Genomic DNA, 18914 nt, shown 5'->3' on the forward strand with positions numbered 1-18914 from the left:
TGGTGAGGTTTCCATGAAACGCATGAAGAACACGCGCTCACGTAGCCTGACGCTGGCCGCGGCGCTGGTAGCTGGAATAGCATTTAGCGGCACCGCCAGTGCCTGGACGTTCGAGCATGGCTGGAGTTGCCAGAACAAATGGTACCAGATGGGCCTGATCGAACTCATCGCCTGTGGTGGGGGTGGTGAGGGCTGAGCTCTGAGAGTTAAATGCCAGAAACGAAAAAACCGGCCATCAAGGCCGGTTTTTTTGGGATTTGGTCGGAGAGACAGGATTCGAACCTGCGACCTTCTCGTCCCGAACGAGACGCGCTACCAAGCTGCGCTACACTCCGAATGCGCTAAATTCTACTCAAAAACTTTTGCTGCACAAGGGGTTAGCAAAAATTTTTAATCAGGGCGCCGCGTTCGGCATGCGCCCTTGAGTAGAAAAGACGCTTACAGCTCCTTGACGGTACGAACCTGGTCCTTGTTGACCTTGGTGCGTTTGCCATCCAACTGCTCGAACTCGTAGAAACCGGTGTCCTTGTCGAAGTCGGGACGGTCGACGGTCTGAATTTCACGGCCATCGTTGAGGGTGATCACCGACGGGGTAGAGCAACCTGCCAGGGTAACCAGGCCGAAGGCGAGTAGAAACGCAGCGGTAGTCCGTTGCTTCATGGCTTGTCTCCTAAATCGAAGCTGAGTGATTACCTTGGCTCAGACGAAAGCGCCAAGCTCAAGTTCCGCCCTATTTATGCTCGGATGACGCGCCCGCTGCAAGCCTTAGAGCCTGTTCAAAGTCTCGCGAGCTAGAGCAATGCAAGGCCTAGGCGGCCCCGCAAAACAGGCGAGGACGCGGAGTTTATGAGCTGTAAATGAGCATTACTCGCTCCGCTCGCCCTTCGGGCCGCACTGAAGTGCGTTAGCCGCAAGCGGCTTTCCGAGCCTGTTTTTAACGCCGCAGTGCCGACGTGCAGCACACTCTGAACAGGTTCTTAGTCGAGCAGGTCGGGCGAGTTGAGGTTGCTCAGGCGCGGATCATCCGTCTCGCAGACCAGCGCCGCGGGCTGGTGGGCGCGCAGCCAGCGCTGGGTGCTACGCTCGCCAGCCTGCCAGGCCTCTTCCAATGATGGCAGCAGGCGGCCGGGTATGACCGCGAACAGCGGCTCCCAGTAACCGTCGCGCTGTGCCATGACCGGATGATCCTCGGCCAGGACGAGTAGGCTCTCGATCAGCGTGCGGTCGACCCTGGGGGCATCGCACGGCAGCACCAGCAGCAATGGGTGGCGGGCGACCTGCAGGGCGGCTCGGATGCCGGCCAGCGGGCCCGGATAGTCAGCGCTGTCGTCGCCGACCAGGCGGTCGGCGTAGGCCGCGTAGTTCTCCTGGTTGCGGTTGCAGGAGATGATCAGGTCGTCGGTGAGTGGGCGAACCACCTCGTGCAGCCATGCGATCATCGGCCGCGCCTGCCAGTGGACCAGGCCCTTGTCCAGGCCGCCCATGCGCTGGCCCCGGCCGCCTGCGAGCAGTACCACGGAGAAGGGCTGGGGCATTGCGGTGGCGGGCATGGCGGGGTCTCCGGAGGTGGCGCTGTGGTATAACACCGGCCTTTGTCGACCACAACTGGAAGCCTGCCATGAGCCACAAGGCCGATGCGCCATTCGTGCCCCTGAATATCGCCGTGCTGACGGTCAGCGATACCCGCACGCTGGAAACCGATACCTCCGGGCAACTTTTCGTCGACCGCCTCAAGGCGGCGGGCCATAACCTTGCCGATCGGGTGCTGCTCAAGGACGACCTCTACAAGATCCGCGCCCAGGTCGCCACCTGGATCGCCGAAGACGTCGTGCAGGTGGTGCTGATCACCGGCGGCACCGGCTTCACCGGTCGTGACAGTACACCGGAAGCGGTGGCCTGCCTGCTCGACAAGCAGGTCGATGGTTTCGGCGAGCTGTTCCGGCAGATTTCCACCGCCGACATCGGCACCTCTACCATCCAGTCCCGCGCGCTGGCCGGCCTGGCCAACGGCACCCTGGTGTGCTGCCTGCCGGGCTCGACCAACGCCTGCCGCACCGGCTGGGACGGCATCCTCGCCGAACAGCTCGATGCGCGTCATCGCCCGTGCAATTTCGTGCCACACCTGAAGCTCGCCGCGCCGTGCGAGAGCCGCGGATGAGCGAGGCGCATTCCCCGTTGATGCCGGTGGAACAGGCCCTGGCTCGGCTGCTGGAACTGGCCGAGGCCGCGCCGATCGTCGAGCACGAGCGAGTCGACCTGGCTGAAGCCGATGGTCGCGTGCTGGCCGAACCCATGGTCGCCGGCCTTGACCTGCCGCCCTGGCCGAACAGCGCCATGGACGGCTACGCATTACGCCTGGCCGACTGTCAGGGCGAGCCGCTGGAAGTCAGCCAGCGCATCCTTGCCGGCATGGCGCCCGATGCGCTGCGGCCCGGCACCTGTGCGCGCATCTTCACCGGTGCACCGGTGCCCGATGGCGCCGATACGGTGGAGATGCAGGAGAACGTCAGTGTCGGCGAGGACGGTCGCGTGCACTTCAATCAGCCGATGAAGATCGCGCAGAACATCCGCCCCCAAGGTCAGGAAAATCGTAAGGGCGAAACGCTGCTGGCTGCCGGTACGCGGCTGGGGCCCGTCGAGCTGGGGCTGGCGGCGTCCATCGGCCTGGCGCAGCTGGCGGTTCGCCGCAAACCGCGGGTGGCGGTGCTGTCCACCGGTGATGAGCTGATCGAACCCGGCCATGAACTGGGCGCCGGGCAGATCTACAACAGCAACCGTTATCTGCTGGTCGCCTGGCTTCAGCGTCTAGGTTGCGAAGTCATCGACGCCGGCATCCTGCCCGATAACCTTGAGCGTACGCGTCAGGCGCTCGGTGAGTTGGAAGATGTCGACCTGATCCTGTCCACCGGCGGCGTGTCGGTCGGTGAGGCGGATTTTCTCGGTATAGCCCTGCGCGAAGCCGGCGAATTGGCGTTGTGGAAGCTAGCGATCAAGCCGGGCAAGCCGCTGACCGTCGGCGAGTTCCGCGGGTGTCCGGTGATCGGCCTGCCCGGCAATCCGGCCTCGACGCTGGTGACCTTCGGTCTGCTGGCGCGCCCCTATCTGCTGCGCCGCCTGGGTGTGCAGAAGGTCGAACCCCTGGGCTTCAGCGTGCCGGCGGGTTTCACCTGGCCCAAACCGGGCAAGCGCCGCGAGTTTCTGCGCGCGCGCCTTGAAAACGGTCGCGTGGTGCCCTATTCGAACCAGAGTTCGGGGGTGCTGCGCAGCGCAGCCTGGGCCGAGGGGCTGGCCCAGGTGCTAGAAGGTGCCACGCTGGCTGAAGGCGATCCCGTGCGCTTTATCCCGATGAGCGAACTGCTCGGCTGACGACAGGCGCGTGCGACGGGCGTGATTATTCCCGCCGCACGCTGTCTGCATTAGGCAGCACAGACTTCTTTTCTGTATCGGAGCCCTTATGCAAGAGCGTAAAGCCCTGTTGATCCTTCATGGCAAGCAGGCCCTCAACGAAGAGGTGCGCGTGGCGGTCAACAGCCAGCGTGAGAAGTGCTGGGACCTGGCCGTGCGGCTGACCTGGGAGGCGGGCGATGCTCAGCGCCTGGTCGCCGAAGCGCTGCAGGCAGGCTACCCGACGCTGATCGCCGGCGGCGGGGACGGCACGCTGCGCGATGTCGCCGAAGCGATGGCCAAGGCCGAGACCGATGCCAGCCTGGTATTGCTGCCGTTGGGCACCGCCAACGATTTCGCCCATGCCGCCGGTATTCCGCTGACGCCTGGCGAGGCCCTGGCCCTGCTCGACACGCCGGCGCAGCCGATCGACCTGGGCGAGGTCGATGGCGAGCTGTTTCTCAACATGGCCACCGGCGGCTTTGGCTCCAACATCACGGCCAATACCTCGGAAGACCTCAAACGCTTCCTGGGTGGGGCGGCCTATATGCTAACCGGCCTGACCCGCTTCGCCGAGGTGCGCTCGGCCTTTGGCCGCTTCAAGGGGCCGGATTTCGCCTGGGAAGGCGAGTTCCTCGCCCTCGGCATCGGCAACGGTCGCCAGGCAGGCGGCGGGCATGTGCTGTGCCCCCATGCCCTTGTGAACGACGGCTTGCTGGACGTGTGCATCGTGCCGGCCGCCTCCGATGTGGTCGGAACGCTTGGCACGCTGCTGTCCGGCGGCTTGAAGGGTATTGAGGGTGTGTCGATCAGCGCGCGCGTGCCCTGGCTGGAAATCGACGCCCCCGAGGGCCTGGATCTGAACCTCGATGGTGAGCCCCGTGGCGGGCATCGTCTACGCTTCGCTGCAAGGCCTCAGGCGTTGCGGCTGCATTTGCCGGCAGGCTCGCCGTTGCTGCACGACTGATCAGCGGGTATTGCTGGTGCGCCGCCGCGCGCTGGTGCAAGATGGCGTTGCGCCATGCCGCCTACAGTAATTGCACGACTGGCCGATAGCTTCATACGAACACCACGCCTCACAGGAGCGAATAATGGCCGGTATTCTCGACACCGTTGATCAACGGACGCAGTTGGTAGGCGAGAACCGCCTGGAAATCCTGATGTTCCGTCTGGCGGGCCGGCAGATGTTCGCCATCAACGTTTTCAAGGTGCAGGAAGTGCTGCACATGCCCAAGCTGACCCTGATGCCGCACCGGCATCGGTTCGTCTGTGGGGTGATCCACCTGCGTGGCCAGACGCTGCCGGTCATCGACCTGTCCCAGGCCATCGGCATGCGCCCGATCGTGCCGGATGAGCGCAGCACCATCATCGTTACTGAGTACAACCGCTCGATTCAGGCGTTCCTGGTCGGCGGCGTCGACCGCATTCTCAATCTCAACTGGGAATCCATCCTGCCGCCGCCCGGCGGGGCGGGGCGTCAGCATTACCTGACAGCCATTACCAAGGTCGATGACCAGCTTGTCGAGATTATCGACGTGGAAAAGGTGCTGGCCGAGATCGTGCCCTACGACACGCGCATTTCCGGTGACCGCCTGGCCGATCCTCTGCTGGAAAAAGCTCGTGGCCGGGAGGTGCTGCTGGTCGACGACTCCAGTGTGGCTCTGGCGCAGCTGCGCGACACCCTGACTCAACTGGGCATCAAGCTGCATGTCGCCACCGATGGGCTGAAAGGCTTGAGGATGCTCAAAGCCTGGGCCGATGCGGGCGAGGTGATCACCGACAAGCTGCTGATGATGTTCACCGATGCCGAAATGCCTGAAATGGACGGCTATCGGCTGACCACCGAGATTCGCCAGGATCCGCGCCTGCGCGACCTCTATGTGGTGCTGCACACCTCACTATCCGGCAGCTTCAACGATGCGATGGTCAAGAAGGTCGGTTGCGACAACTTCCTGTCCAAGTTCCAGCCGGACAAACTGGTGGATGTGATTCGTCAGCGCCTCGCCCTGGACGAAAAGTAAGGCTCTGGCTGCTTGAGCCCCAACGGCGGTTTGCGTATAACCGCCGTTTCGCTCAAGTCAGGACGCCGAGCCATGCACCTCTCCGCGCTGTACCGCTTTCCCCTCAAATCCGCCATGGGTGAATCCCTGCCAAGCCTGCAGCTCGATGATCTGGGCGTCGCCGGCGATCGCCGCTGGATGTTCGCGGACGCGGAAACCGGGCGGTTCATGACCCAGCGTACCTTTCCCCAGATGAGCCAGTTGCAGGCGCGCTGGAACCTGTCTGGCGGGCTGACACTGAACGCGCCGGGCATGCCCACGCTGGAAGTAGCGTTGCCGGATCCCGACCAGGCGCTGCGTGGCGTGATCATCTGGCGCGATACCCTGCGCGTACCGGACGCCGGTGACGAAGCCGCCGCCTGGGGCAGTGCGTTCATGGGCAGGGGCTGTCGCCTGGTGCACGTGCCTGCCGAGCGGGCGCGTTTTATCGAAGGCAATGTCAACGGTGACGAGAAGGTGGGCTTTGCCGATGGCTTTCCACTGCTGCTGATCGGCCAGGCGTCGCTGGACGATCTGGTGGCGCGGGTCGGTCGCCCGCTGGAGATGCTGCGCTTTCGCCCCAACCTGGTGGTGCAGGGCGCCGAGCCATACGCCGAGGACACCTGGAAGCGTATCCGCATTGGTGGAGCCGAGTTCACCTTGGCCAAACGCTGCTCGCGCTGCGTGATCACCACCATCGACCCCAAGACCGGCGAGCGCAGCGCCGACCGTGAACCGCTGACCACCTTGCGCAGCTATCGCCAGGGCGAGGACGGCATCCTGTTCGGGCAGAACCTGATCAACCATGGCAACGGTGAGCTGCGCGTCGGCATGCCGGTTGAAATATTGCAGTAGGCGGGAGCTACAAACGTGTACACATGGGGCTGCCATCCTTGGCTTGGCCCGTATTGCCATTTCGACTCTTACTACGAGGAGTAACGAGTCGAAAGGCGCTGGTGCTCGTACGGTCAGCGCATATTTAGACCATCTCTATACCATCTTCCTCATTCGGCTGTTGTCGCTGGCGCTGACGTAGTTCATTGACTTGCCCCATCAGCTGTCGAGTTATCGCGTCCGAGTCGATGCTACCCACCATGGCGGCAGCGGTATCGAATGTTTGTCGGCCTGTTGCAAGTGCCGAGTTGATCCCATTGCGTGTGGATTCGAGCGCTTGGTTTGCGCTGTAACGCGTGGCTTCTATGGCGTGGCTTGTCCCGTTGCGTGTTGCCTCGACGGCGTGCTTTGTCCCGTCACGCGCGGACTCCATCGCCTGGCGAGCGGCCGCTTTGGGGGCCGCGTGGTTGTCTCTGTCGTACCACTCTGAGGCTTTATCGGCCACTTTCTGACCCACGGCGTTCATGGCGCCGTACACGCCAAACGCCGTAGCTGAGCCGACAAGGTTGATCGCATTGTTGACCGCAGCCTTGGCAAGAGGATTGCTGATCGGGGCCGTCGCCGCTTTCTGAATGGCGCTGACCCCGCTAAACGTTGCCGCAAAGCCGCCATTGGCCAGAACGCTACGCGCAGTGCCGAGGCTTCGTGCGCCGTCCAGGGTACTACTCAGGGTGCCCATCGCGGCATTGCCTACGCGGCTGCCACCATGACTGGCCATAGCCTTCCAACTGGTGTCTTTGGCCGCTTTATAGATGTCGTACCAGTCCCTTTCATCGGCGAGATTTTCCTTGGGCTCGGCATCTTTGCGCGCGAAGATTTGCGCAGGATCGCGTAGGCCACTCTTTTCTTCCCGCATACGTGCAAGATGCGCTGCCCCCATTGACGCTAAAACACCGCCGGCACTGGTGATTGTCGTCCCGGCGTTCGCGGCCTTGGTTGTCGCTGCCGCTTGCGCTTCCGGCCGAAGACCGGGCTGATTCGCCTGAGAAGAGAGGTGTATGTCAAGGCCGTTACGCAACACATTACGCACACTGAAGGTTTGCATTTCCGCGGCGCCAGTACCGGACTGTGTCAACCATCCTGGCTCCTTGTCTTTCAACGCCTCCACCATGACATCGTGCAAGTTGTCCTCAGGTGCTTTGAAAAACAGCAAGTCCTTGTTCATTTCATTCTGAGCGGCGGTGGATACCTGATCGATCGCGACCGCTTCTAGAGCAGCAACCAGGCCTTGAGCTGCCGCTTCGGCAACTGGGGAAGTGGTGCCAGCAAGGCTGGTCAACATCTTGGCAGGGGCCTCCACCAGGTTGGGGTAGAGATGCTGAGCAATCGCAACCAAGGCGAACGGCAATCCTGCGACCAATGAAGAGCCTGACGTCGACTTGCTGTCGAGTGAATGGGCGTTATCCAGCGTTCTGCGAACTGAATCGAGATCTTCGCCTTCACTCGCCAGCAGCTCGGCTCGGGAGCTCACCAGAGCGTCGATCTTTCTATTGTGCTCGGCGACTTTCGCATGATCTTGCGCGCTAGCGCCTGGTGGCAACGTGGTGGGTTTGCGATATTTCTGGAACATACCGTCCAGGTGTTCATGTATCTCACGCTGGTTCTGTGCTTGGCGCTGTGCTGCACTTATCTCGGTTGCTCGGCGGCCCTCGGCGCGAGAGTCATTTCCGACCTGGGTATGCGATACAGCTGGTAATGCAGGGGTACCGCGCGAAACTCCATCCATAACAAATCCTCTTTTCTTTATGACATACAAGGCATCAAGCCGCGTAGCAGGGCAGTCAGTGATGTTGCTGTTTCATCGTTGTTATGTGCTTTGGGCTGAAATGGCCTAGCTCCTTGCGCGCAGTTGGAGGGCTGGGGCAGTAATCAGCCGCCTTCTCCAGTGAGAAAGCCATATCGCTGGGTGGTTTGGGCGGCAAACTGGTTCCCTGCGTGAGTCAACTACGTTACCCACAGGCGGCTGATCGAGCCTTGGAGGTTGCGGATCACTGCGCCAGAGCGCTGCGGATGCCGAGCGAGAAGGGAGGATGCTGGAGGCTGTCAGCTACCTAGCTGGAGAGACTGGAGGCAGTCACAGGGCTCAGCCAAGCAGGCTGTTCTGCGTACGATCCGCTGCAGGCTTGCCCTGCAGCGGCTGTTGTCGGGTTTGTGGTTTCAGTCAGTGGAGGCCAGGGTGACAGAACCGGAGCTCAGCATTTTGGCTGATGTTCATTGACCCTCGAAGAAGCGCTCATGCCAGCCAACCAGCGGCTGGGGCGCGTTGAGCTTGTCGCCGTAGATCACCGCGTAGGACAGCACGTTCTGCACGTACTGGCGGGTCTCGTTGAACGGAATGTTCTCCACCCACACATCGTAGGACAAGTGATCGGCGCCGCGCAGCCACTGGCGCACACGGCCCGGGCCTGCGTTATAGGCGGCCGAGGCCAGCACCCGGTTGCCGTTGAACTGGCCGTAGATCTGGCTCAGATAGGCGGCGCCCAGCTGGATGTTGACGCTGGGCAGCAGCGCATTGTTCGGGTTGCTCAGGGGGATGCCGAACTTGCGTGCGGTCTCCTTGGCGGTGGCCGGCATCACCTGCATCAGACCCATGGCGCCGACGTGAGACTTGGCATCAGCCATGAAGCCACTTTCCTGGCGGGTGATGGCGAAAACCCAGCTTGAATGCAGGCCACGTTTCTTGGCCTCGCTGGTCAGCGAATCGCGATGTGCCATGGGGAAGCGGATATCCAGATCGTCCCAGTATTTCGCCTGGCTGATGGTGCGGATTGCCGGGAAGTACCACTGCATGTCATAGGCCAGCCGCGCCTGGGCGACCAGTTCGTCGCGGTCGAAATGGCGGCTGGCGTGGTACCACTCGCGGCGCCCTTCGACTACCTGGCCGCGGTCGTGGAATTCCATGGCACGTCGGATGCCGGGGGCATTGCGTACTTTCTTGATCACGGCAGGACTCAGCTGCAGCGGCGCGTTCTTCAGGAAATAGGGTTCTTTGACCTGATCGGCCGCCATGAAACCGTAGAAGTCGCGCTCCTTGGCCAGCTCGTGGAACAGCGGCTGGGCAGCCTTGCTGTTGGGTTGCGCCAATTGCAGGCTGCGCGCCTGCCAGTAGCGCCAGCGGTTGGTGGTGGCCAGGGACGGTGGCATGCGGCTGATCAGTTTGTAGGCTTCGTCCCAGCGGCCCAGGCGCAGCAGCAGGCGGGCGCGCCATTCGCTGACGGTATCGTCACGCAGGTTGGGATCGTACTTGGCCATCACGTCGAGGGCGCGCGGGTCGAAACGGCGCGCCAGGGTCAGGCCGATCTCGTTGGCGATGGCGACCTTTTCTTGGTCGGAGAAACGCATGCGCTGCGAGTAGCCTTCAAGCAGGCTCAGGGCCTGCTCCGGATCCTGGCGAGCGAGGCGCCGCAGGCCAAGGCTGACCACATCGCCCATGGCGTCGTCAGCCGGGGTGAAGCGGGCGGTCTGGGTCAGCATCTGCGGCTTTTGGGCGACTTCTACGAGCAGTTTGCCGTGGTTGCTCAGAGTCGGCAGGTCCTTGCTCAGGAAGGTCGCCAGGCTGTAGTTGCGCGCTTCGGCGGCCAGCTTGGCGCGCTGCCAGCGGCGCTGTTCGGTCAGCTGGCCTTCGGCGGCCCAGCGGTCGAACAGGCGGTCACAGGCTTCGGGCTGGGATTTGCCGACCAGCCAGAGCTTCTCGGCGGTGGCGTAGCCTTCGGCAGTCTGGCCCTGGGCAAGCTGGCGCTGGCCATTGAGGCAGTCCAGTTCGGTGAAGTTGAGCCCCGGGTCGTAGTACTTGGCGAAGGTCTGCCATTCGCCGCGCTCGGCGAGCCAGCGCAACCAGCGCAATTTCATCCAGCTGGCCTGGGGCAGGTCGCCGTGGGCGGCGAGAAAGGCTTCGATTTCCTGGTTGCTCGCCCACTTCAGGCGCGCGGTCAGCTCGTCATAGGCCAGGTAAGGCGTCAGCGGGTAGTCGCGCAGGGCGCTGGCGTAGCGTTCGTAAGGTCCCTTGTCGCCCTTGGCGAGCGCCGCCTTGGCCTCGTCGTAGTACTGGCGCTGCTGCTGCAGGCTCGCGGCCTGGCTGAGCGGGGAGATGGCGGCGCAAAGGAGCAGGCAGGACAACAGACTGGGCAAACGACAGCGCATGGCACTTCCGGGGTCATTCGTGAGCGGGCGCGACCGGACCGATGCTGGTCGCCTGACAGGCCCAGGGGGCGGTTGCCGGTGTGTGCCACGGCGATGGGGGCATCGTCAGGCGCGGCGGGCGGCAACGGTCGCTAGCTTAGCCTTTTGCCAGCGTGCCGCGAAAGGGCCGCCGGTAGCTGGCGCATGTCTGTTTATGTCACGTCGATGATCGGCACGGAGGCTCAAAGACGGCGTCGGCCTTCTCGGTTAGAATACGCGCCCGTTTTTGGCTGGCGCACGCCAGCCGGATCAGTTTCGTGGTCGGTAGCGGCGAGCCTTTGCAGCGCATCCAGGCTTTCGCCCACCACTTTCGTATTGTCGAGGCAACCCTGATGACCCTGCTCAAGTTCACCGATGTATCCCTGGCCTTTGGCGCCATGCCGCTGCTGGACAAGGTGTCTTGGCAGATCGCCCGCGGTGAGCGGGTGTGCATCATCGGCCGTAACGGCACCGGCAAGTCGAGCATGCTCAAGCTGGTCAACGACCAGCAGAAGCCCGACGATGGCGCCATCTGGCGGGCGCCGGGCCTGAAGATCGGCGAGCTGCCTCAGGAACTGCCGGTCGCCGATGGCCGCACGGTATTCGACGTGGTCGCCCAGGGCCTCGATGGCGTGGGTGATCTGCTCGCCCAGTACCATCATCTGGCGCAGAACTGCGTGACCGAAGAAGACCTCAACAAGCTCATGCACGTGCAGCAAGAGTTGGAAGCGAAGGACGGCTGGCGCCTGCAGCAACTGGTTGACAGCACCCTGAGCCGCCTGCAACTACCGGCCGACAAGACCTTGGCCGAACTGTCTGGTGGCTGGCGCCGCCGCGTGCTATTGGCCCAGGCGCTGGTCAGCGAGCCTGATCTGCTGCTGCTCGACGAGCCGACCAACCACCTGGATATCGGCGCCATCGCCTGGCTCGAAGAGGCTATCAAGGACTTCCAGGGCGCCGTGCTGTTCATCACCCACGACCGTGCCTTCCTGCAGAGCCTGGCCACGCGCATTCTGGAACTGGACCGCGGTGGCCTGATCGACTGGAACGGTGATTACGCCAGTTTCCTGGTGCACAAGGAGGCCGCGCTGGCCGCCGAGGAAACCGCCAACGCGCTGTTCGACAAGAAACTGGCCCAGGAAGAAGTGTGGATCCGTCAGGGCATCAAAGCCCGCCGTACCCGTAATGAAGGCCGCGTGCGCGCCCTCAAGGCATTGCGCGTCGAACGCAGTGAGCGCCGTGAGCGCACCGGCAAGGCCAATATTCAGCTGGATGTGGCGGATAAGTCCGGCAAGCAGGTGATGGTGCTGGAAAACGTCAGCTTCGCCCATCCGGGCGGCCCACTGCTGATCAAGGATTTTTCCATGGTGCTGCAGCGCGGCGACCGCATCGGCCTGCTCGGCGCTAACGGTACCGGCAAGACCACGCTGCTCAAGCTGATGCTCGATGGCCTGCAGCCGACCGCCGGCAAGGTGGAGCAGGGCACCAAGATCGAGGTGGCCTACTTCGACCAGTTGCGTCACCAGCTCGATGTGGAAAAGACCGTCATCGACAATATTTCCGAAGGCCGCGATTTCATCGAGATCGACAGCCAGAACCGTCACGTGCTGAGCTACCTGGGCGACTTCCTGTTCAGCCCGCAGCGTGCCCGTACGCCAGTCAAGGCGCTGTCCGGTGGTGAGCGCGCGCGCCTGCTGCTGGCCAAGCTTTTCAGCAAGCCCGCCAACCTGCTGGTGCTCGACGAGCCGACCAACGATCTGGACGTGGAAACTCTGGAGCTGCTCGAAGAGGTGCTCTCCAACTTCAAGGGCACCGTGCTGATGGTCAGCCACGACCGGGCCTTCCTCGACAACGTGGTGACCAGCACCCTGGTCTTCGAAGGTGAAGGCAAGGTCCGCGAGTACGTTGGCGGTTATCAGGACTGGCTGCGTCAGGGCGGCTCACCGCGCTTGCTCGGTGTGGGTGAGAGCAAGTCGGGCAAGGCCGAACTGGGTTCGGCCATCGTCGAAGCGCCGGTCGCCGAAGCACCGGTCGCCGAGGCTGCCGCGGCTGCACCAGCGGCCAAGAAGAAGCTCAGCTACAAGCACCAGCGTGAGCTGGACGCCATGCCTGAGATGATCGACGCCGCCGAGCAGGCAATTGCCGCGCTGGAGGCCAAGATCGCCGATCCGGCCTTCTACCAGCAGCCGGCCGAGCAGACCGCCGCCGTTCTGGCGCAACTACAGGCTCAACAGGAAGAACTGGATCGCCTGGTCGAGCGTTGGGCTGAGCTGGAAGGCTAACAGGTGAGGGCGCCGCGCCGGGATGATCGAATACGACGACGCCGGGCGGGTACCCGGCGTCGTTCGTCAGGGCTGATCAGGCCGAAGGTTTCTTGAGACTGACGGCCAGTACGTCGCACGGTGCGCCATGCAGCACGTCGTTGGCGGTGGACCCCAGCAGCAGGGCCAGGCCATGGCGGCCGTGGCTGCCGACGATGATCAGGTCGCAGTGCTGTTCGGCGGCCAGGCGGTGAATCTCCTGGCGCGGCTGACCGTAGGCCAAGTGGCGGCTTTCGGCGCTGAGCTGCGGGTATTTGATGGCAAAGGCGTCGAGGCGCTCCTTGGCCTGTTCGAACTGCTGCTGTTGCAGCATCGACAGGTCCATCGGTACGTCACCGCCAAAGGCCATGGCCATCGGTTCGACGATATGCACCACGGATAGCTTGGCCTGAGTGCTGCTGGCCAGCGCCTGGGCGCGCTTCATTACCGGGTCGCACTCCTCGGTCAGATCGACGGCGACCAGAATGTGCTGGTAGGACATGGGGTTGTCTCCTTACAAGGGTGACCAGTGATTTCAAGTATGGCTGGTTTGAGCATTTACCACAGGTTGCGCAGTCGAGATAGAAATTATGACGGGATGGATCGTTCTGGCCCTGCTGGTCTTAGCCCTTAGTCCGCTGGTCTGGCTGGTGCCGTCGCGGCGTCAGCGGGGCCAGATGGACGTACGCCTGCAGGCCCGTCGCCTCGGTTTGGCGATGCAGCTGGCCCGCGAGGAGTGGCCGTACTGGCTGGGCAAGACACCGCCCAATCCGTGCCCGCAGTACCACCATCCGCGGCCCCGCGGGCGCCAGGACAGCTGGTGCTATTGGCAACGCGAGCCGGGTCAGTGGCTGAACAAGTGGCAGGAGCCCTGCGCCGATGCGGCGCTGGCCGAGCAGCTCGCCAGCTTGCCGGCCGATGTTTACAAGGCCGAAGCCACACCGCAGATGATCGCGCTGTGCTGGGGTGAACGTGGCCAGCCCGATTCCCTGACGGCAATCGCCGCATTTCTCAAATCCAACGCCTGAGTCGTACGTCTGCTCGCCGCGCAAAATCACGACTGGCTGCCTGACTGCGCGTAGAGCGCGTCGACATCCGCCAGGCTGCGAATGATGCTGTCCGAGTACTTGTTGACCAGAAATGGCACGCTCTTTTCGTTGTAATTGCGCAGCGAACCTTCGATGTAACGCCACTTGATCGCCACGCCGTCGAGCGCGGTATTGATCGCCGCGCTGTTGGCCTGCTGGTTGCGCAGTGCGTTCAGGCGTGCGGAGAAGTCGCTCACCAGGTCTTCGATAGGCCGCTCGCTGCTGTCACCCGAGAAGCTTGCGCCCACCGAGGCGCTGCGCGCCGCGTAGTTCACCGCGATGCTCTGCATCAGCACGCTGAGCTCGCGGGTGGCGGCCATCTGTGCGCTGATGGCGCTGCCGTCCATACGTTGCAGCGCCTCGTAAAGCGCCTGGGCGGTTTCCAGTACCTGGCGGTTGCGCGTCGCCATGTCCGCCACCGGCTGCAAATCTGTGTAACCCTGTTTCTGCATGACGCTCATCAGGCTCTTCAGCTCGGCGTCGTAAAGCTGCCACTGTTCCTGCAGCTGCGTCTGCAGGCGTGCGGCGCCCACGTCCTGCAGGCTGGACAGTTTGCTGAGCTGTTCGCGGGCCTGTTGGCGCGACGCCTCGATCATCTTCGCGTAACGCTGGTCGCCTTCCATGCTGTTGTACATGTAGAAGTCGGCCAGGCTTTTCTGAGTGGCGAGGTGGAAGTCCTGCAGGTGCTGGAAGTCGTCGGCGGTGCTGGCGAAGAGGTTGGAAGCGTGCAGCGCCAGAGCGCCGAGCAGGAGGGTATGCAGAGAGAAGGCACGCAATTGGGCTGGCATGCGGATACCTCGGTGTCATCGTGTCGTTCTTGTTGTTTTTGGCTTCGGTGGCAGCCGAATGGGCGCGACTCTACCCGCGGTCGAGGGTTTTGGCTAGCGCTTGCACAGAGGCGATCCATGCCTCTCGAATGATGGATTATCGACGCGACTGATCGGCTTTTCGTCTGCCCTCAAACTGACTGTATGGTCTGCGTAGTGCCAGCTGTATGCGGCTACATAACGCCAATTGACAATCGCAGGCTTTTGCCTGAAGGTGTGCTCACCCAAATCAAACGGGCGTATGAATTGAGTGTTTGCCTCTTCGCAAATGCCCAATCCAGTCCGACTATCGCATCGGCGGGTAGCCCTTTTTCGTCTACGTTGTTCGTAGCGTGAATTGGCCGGTTGGCTCCGGTGTGTACTGTTCAGATTCCCTTAGCGTGGAGATCAGTTGATGATTTACGAAGGTAAAGCCATCACGGTTAAGGCTCTTGAAAGCGGCATCGTCGAACTCAAGTTCGACCTCAAGGGTGAGTCCGTCAACAAGTTCAATCGTCTGACCCTGAGCGAGCTGCGCCAGAGCGTCGATGCGATCAAGGCCGATGCCTCGATCAAGGGCGTTATCGTCAGCAGCGGCAAGGACGTGTTCATCGTCGGCGCCGACATCACCGAGTTCGTCGACAACTTCAAGCTGCCCGAAGAGCAGCTGGTTTCCAGCGGCCTGGAAGCCAACAAGATCTTCAGCGATTTCGAAGACCTGAACGTGCCCACCGTAGTCGCCATCAATGGCATCGCCCTGGGTGGCGGTCTGGAAATGTGCCTGGCTGCCGACTACCGGGTCATGGCCGAAGGTGCCAAGATCGGCCTGCCGGAAGTCAAACTGGGCATCTACCCAGGCTTTGGCGGCACCGTACGTCTGCCGCGCCTGATCGGTACCGACAACGCGGTCGAGTGGATCGCCTCCGGCAAGGAAAACCGTGCCGAAGAAGCCCTCAAGGTCGGCGCGGTCGACGCCGTGGTCGCCGCCGACAAGCTGCAGGCCGCTGCCCTGGACCTGATCAAGCGCGCCATCTCTGGCGAGCTCGACCACAAGGCCAAGCGTCAGCCCAAGCTCGAGAAACTCAAGCTCAACGCCATCGAGCAGATGATGGCCTTCGAAACCGCCAAGGGCTTCGTGGCCGGCCAGGCTGGCCCGAACTACCCGGCGCCGGTCGAAGCAATCAAGACCATCCAGAAGGCCGCCAACTTCGGCCGTGACAAGGCGCTTGAAGTCGAAGCCGCCGGTTTCGCCAAGCTGGCCAAGACTTCTGTCGCCAAGAGCCTGATCGGCCTGTTTCTCAACGATCAGGAGCTCAAGAAAAAGGCCAAGGCTCACGACGCCATCGCCAAGGACGTGAAGCTGGCTGCCGTATTGGGCGCCGGCATCATGGGTGGCGGCATCGCCTACCAGTCGGCTTCCAAGGGCACGCCGATCTTGATGAAGGATATCCGCGAGGAAGGCATCAAGATGGGCTTGGGCGAGGCTTCCAAGCTGCTAGCCAAGCGCGTCGAGAAAGGCCGCATGACCACCGCGCAGATGGCCGAATCGCTGAGCGCCATTCGCCCGACCATGTCCTACGGCGACTTTGGCCACGTCGACATTGTCGTCGAAGCCGTGGTCGAGAACCCCAAGGTCAAGCAGGCCGTGCTGGCCGAGGTCGAAGGCGCGGTCAAGGAGGGCACCATCCTGGCGTCCAACACCTCGACCATCTCCATCAGTCTGTTGGCCAAGGCCCTCAAGCACCCGGAAAACTTCGTCGGCATGCACTTCTTCAACCCGGTGCACATGATGCCGCTGGTCGAAGTGATCCGCGGCGAGAAGTCCAGTGACGAGGCGGTGGCCACCACCGTGGCTTACGCCAAGAAGATGGGCAAGAACCCGATCGTGGTCAACGACTGCCCGGGCTTTCTGGTCAACCGCATCCTGTTCCCGTACTTCGGCGGTTTCGCCACGCTGCTGAGCTTCGGCGTCGACTTCGCGCGTATCGACAAGGTCATGGAGAAGTTCGGCTGGCCCATGGGCCCGGCGTACCTGTCCGACGTGGTCGGCATCGACACCGGCCACCACGGCCGTGACGTGATGGCCGAAGGCTTCCCGGATCGCATGGCCGTCGACGGCCGTACCGCGGTCGACGTGATGTACGACGCCAACCGCCTGGGCCAGAAGAACGGCAAGGGCTTTTACGCTTACGAGACCGACAAGCGCGGCAAGCCGAAGAAGGTCAGCGATCCGGAGGCCTACGAGCTGCTCAAATCGATCGTCAAGGAGCAGCGTGAGCTGAGCGACGAGGACATCGTCAACATCATGATGATCCCGCTGTGCCTGGAAACCGTGCGCTGCCTGGAAGACGGCATCGTCGAGACCGCCGCCGAGGCCGACATGGGCCTGGTTTACGGCATCGGCTTCCCGCCCTTCCGCGGTGGTGCGCTGCGTTACATCGACAGCGTCGGGGTTGCCGAATTCGTGGCCCTGGCCGACAAGTACGCCGATCTGGGCGCGCTGTACAAGCCGACCGAGAAACTGCGTGAAATGGCCAAAAACGGCCAGGCCTTCTTCGGTTAATCGCGCAACGATTGGAGCGAGAGTGAATTTATGAGCCTGAATCCAAGAGATGCAGTCATCGTCGACTTCGGCCGGACCCCGATGGGTCGTTCCAAGGGCGGCATGCACCGTAATACCCGTGCTGAAACCATGTCGGCGCAACTGATCAGCAAACTGCTGGAACGCAACAGCAAGGTTGACCCCAAGGAAGTCGAAGACGTGATCTGGGGCTGCGTCAACCAGACCCTCGAGCAGGGCTGGAACATCGCACGCATGGCCTCGTTGATGACCCAGATTCCGCACACCAGTGCCGGGCAGACCGTCAGCCGTCTGTGCGGCTCGTCGATGAGCGCGCTGCACACCGCCGTACAAGCGATCCAGACCGGTAACGGCGATGTATTCGTGGTCGGCGGCGTCGAGCACATGGGCCACGTCGGCATGATGCATGGCGTCGACCCGAACCCACACCTGTCGCTGTACGCCGCCAAGGCGTCCGGCATGATGGGCCTGACCGCCGAGATGCTGGGCAAGATGCACAACATCAGCCGCGAGGCCCAGGACAAGTTTGGCGTGCGCTCCCACCAGTTGGCCCACAAGGCCACGGTGGAAGGCAAGTTCAAGGACGAGATCATCCCGATGCAGGGCTATGACGAGAACGGCTTCCTTAAGGTCTTCGACTACGACGAAACCATTCGCCCGGAAACTACCCTGGAAAGCCTGGCCAACCTCAAGCCGGCGTTCAATCCCAAGGGCGGCACCGTCACTGCGGGTACTTCCTCGCAGATCACCGATGGCGCTTCCTGCATGATCGTCATGAGCGCCCAGCGTGCTCAGGATCTGGGTATTCAGCCGATGGCCGTGGTGCGTGCCATGGCCGTGGCCGGTGTCGATCCGGCGATCATGGGCTACGGCCCGGTGCCGTCTACCCAAAAAGCGCTCAAGCGCGCCGGCCTGACCATCGACGACATCGATTTCGTCGAGCTCAACGAAGCCTTCGCCGCCCAGGCCCTGCCTGTGCTCAAGGACCTCAAACTGCTCGACAAGATGGAAGAGAAGGTCAACCTGCACGGCGGCGCCATCGCGCTGGGGCACCCGTTCGGTTGTTCCGGGGCGCGTATCTCCGGTACCCTGCTGAACGTGATGAAGCAGAACAACGGCACCTTTGGCGTGGCGACCATGTGCGTTGGCCTGGGCCAGGGCATTACCACGGTGTTCGAGCGCATCTGACGATTCGCCAGGGCTGCTGCGCTATATAAGGTAGCGCGGCAGTTCTTCGAGTCCGCTGTACAGGTTGCACAACCGGGGCTTCTGCCCCGGTTTTTGTTTTTTGGTGCTCCGCCAATCGTGGAGGCCAAGCAGGGCGAACCGTCGGGCAATTGTCGAGGTCGTTCCTTTGTATCGGACGAAAAACTTTCCAGGAAATTGAATGATGTCGCTGCAACCCGGTCTCTACCGTCATTACAAAGGTCCCGAGTACCGCGTGCTGGGTGTGGCCAGGCATTCGGAGACGGAAGAGGAAGTCGTGGTCTACCAGGCGCTGTATGGAGAATACGGCTTGTGGGTACGACCGCTGTCGATGTTCACCAGCCAGGTGGAACTGGACGGCGAGCAGGTTCCGCGCTTTGCTTTGGTCGAGGCCGAAGCGAGCCTTTTCAGTCGCCCCTGAGGGCACTGCGAAAAGCGCTCGCCCTTGACCTTGCCTT

The 18914-nt window shown here is 62.5% G+C and carries 17 protein-coding genes and 1 tRNA gene; 11 read left to right on the forward strand and 7 right to left on the reverse strand.

What is annotated here, in order from left to right; genetic code table 11:
- Positions 1–13: 13 nt before the first annotated feature.
- Entirely contained in the window at positions 14–196 is a 183-nt protein-coding gene (locus FB481_RS04890; RefSeq protein ID WP_093501836.1) for a hypothetical protein, read from the forward strand.
- A 62-nt stretch (positions 197–258) separates the two neighbouring features.
- Here FB481_RS04890 and FB481_RS04895 read toward each other — a convergent pair.
- The 3 genes from FB481_RS04895 to mobA all read right to left on the reverse strand — a co-directional run bounded on the left by FB481_RS04895 (position 259) and on the right by mobA (position 1550).
- A tRNA-Pro gene (locus tag FB481_RS04895) sits at positions 259–335 on the reverse strand.
- Between the two features lie 103 nt (positions 336–438).
- The gene (locus tag FB481_RS04900) at positions 439–660 is read right to left on the reverse strand and encodes a YgdI/YgdR family lipoprotein (protein ID WP_013792021.1); all 222 of its coding nucleotides are present in this window, start codon (positions 658–660) and stop codon (positions 439–441) included.
- A gap of 317 nt (positions 661–977) precedes the next feature.
- Positions 978–1550, reverse strand: a complete 573-nt coding sequence (gene mobA / locus FB481_RS04905; RefSeq protein WP_147175247.1) for a molybdenum cofactor guanylyltransferase MobA — start codon at positions 1548–1550, stop codon at positions 978–980.
- A 68-nt stretch (positions 1551–1618) separates the two neighbouring features.
- Here mobA and moaB point away from each other — a divergent pair, with 68 nt between their 5' ends.
- From moaB to FB481_RS04930, 5 genes are all read left to right on the forward strand, one after another.
- On the forward strand, positions 1619–2158 hold the full coding sequence (moaB, locus tag FB481_RS04910) for a molybdenum cofactor biosynthesis protein B (RefSeq protein WP_093501832.1): 540 nt from the start codon (positions 1619–1621) through the stop codon (positions 2156–2158).
- Positions 2155–3366, forward strand: coding sequence for a gephyrin-like molybdotransferase Glp (gene glp, locus FB481_RS04915; protein ID WP_147175248.1), 1212 nt, complete (start codon positions 2155–2157; stop codon positions 3364–3366). Before moaB ends, glp begins: the two co-directional genes overlap by 4 nt.
- 88 nt (positions 3367–3454) lie before the next feature.
- Complete coding sequence (gene yegS, locus FB481_RS04920; protein WP_147175249.1) at positions 3455–4351, forward strand: lipid kinase YegS; 897 nt, start codon at positions 3455–3457, stop codon at positions 4349–4351.
- Between the two features lie 124 nt (positions 4352–4475).
- A complete protein-coding gene (locus tag FB481_RS04925; RefSeq protein WP_093501826.1) occupies positions 4476–5405 on the forward strand; it encodes a chemotaxis protein CheV in 930 nt (309 codons plus the stop codon).
- A gap of 72 nt (positions 5406–5477) precedes the next feature.
- Entirely contained in the window at positions 5478–6278 is an 801-nt protein-coding gene (locus tag FB481_RS04930; protein WP_093501824.1) for an MOSC domain-containing protein, read from the forward strand.
- Between the two features lie 124 nt (positions 6279–6402).
- Here the strand turns inward: FB481_RS04930 and FB481_RS04935 are convergent, their stop codons facing one another.
- Together FB481_RS04935 and FB481_RS04940 are read right to left on the reverse strand one after the other, a co-directional pair.
- Positions 6403–8043, reverse strand: coding sequence for a hypothetical protein (locus FB481_RS04935; protein WP_147175250.1), 1641 nt, complete (start codon positions 8041–8043; stop codon positions 6403–6405).
- Between the two features lie 485 nt (positions 8044–8528).
- Entirely contained in the window at positions 8529–10457 is a 1929-nt protein-coding gene (locus FB481_RS04940) for a transglycosylase SLT domain-containing protein (protein WP_147175251.1), read from the reverse strand.
- Between the two features lie 371 nt (positions 10458–10828).
- Between FB481_RS04940 and FB481_RS04945 the strand changes: the two genes are divergently transcribed.
- Entirely contained in the window at positions 10829–12757 is a 1929-nt protein-coding gene (locus tag FB481_RS04945) for an ATP-binding cassette domain-containing protein (RefSeq protein WP_147175290.1), read from the forward strand.
- Positions 12758–12833: 76 nt separating this feature from the next.
- Here the strand turns inward: FB481_RS04945 and FB481_RS04950 are convergent, their stop codons facing one another.
- Positions 12834–13277: a universal stress protein gene (locus FB481_RS04950; RefSeq protein ID WP_147175252.1), complete on the reverse strand. Its 444-nt coding sequence runs from the start codon at positions 13275–13277 to the stop codon at positions 12834–12836.
- 88 nt (positions 13278–13365) lie between these two features.
- Between FB481_RS04950 and FB481_RS04955 the strand changes: the two genes are divergently transcribed.
- Positions 13366–13803, forward strand: coding sequence for a hypothetical protein (locus tag FB481_RS04955; protein ID WP_093501814.1), 438 nt, complete (start codon positions 13366–13368; stop codon positions 13801–13803).
- A gap of 26 nt (positions 13804–13829) precedes the next feature.
- Here the strand turns inward: FB481_RS04955 and FB481_RS04960 are convergent, their stop codons facing one another.
- Positions 13830–14651 carry a hypothetical protein gene (locus FB481_RS04960; RefSeq protein WP_093501812.1) on the reverse strand — a complete coding sequence of 274 codons (822 nt, stop codon included), beginning with the start codon at positions 14649–14651 and terminating at the stop codon, positions 13830–13832.
- A gap of 433 nt (positions 14652–15084) precedes the next feature.
- On the opposite strand from FB481_RS04960, the gene fadB reads away from it, so the two are divergent.
- The 3 genes from fadB to FB481_RS04975 all read left to right on the forward strand — a co-directional run bounded on the left by fadB (position 15085) and on the right by FB481_RS04975 (position 18877).
- Complete coding sequence (gene fadB, locus FB481_RS04965; RefSeq protein ID WP_093501810.1) at positions 15085–17232, forward strand: fatty acid oxidation complex subunit alpha FadB; 2148 nt, start codon at positions 15085–15087, stop codon at positions 17230–17232.
- A 30-nt stretch (positions 17233–17262) separates the two neighbouring features.
- Positions 17263–18438, forward strand: a complete 1176-nt coding sequence (gene fadA / locus FB481_RS04970) for an acetyl-CoA C-acyltransferase FadA (RefSeq protein ID WP_147175253.1) — start codon at positions 17263–17265, stop codon at positions 18436–18438.
- Positions 18439–18640: 202 nt separating this feature from the next.
- Positions 18641–18877, forward strand: coding sequence for a DUF1653 domain-containing protein (locus tag FB481_RS04975; protein WP_093502516.1), 237 nt, complete (start codon positions 18641–18643; stop codon positions 18875–18877).
- Positions 18878–18914: the final 37 nt, after the last annotated feature.

Source organism: Pseudomonas sp. AG1028 (genome assembly GCF_007993955.1).
Lineage (GTDB): Bacteria > Pseudomonadota > Gammaproteobacteria > Pseudomonadales > Pseudomonadaceae > Aquipseudomonas > Aquipseudomonas straminea.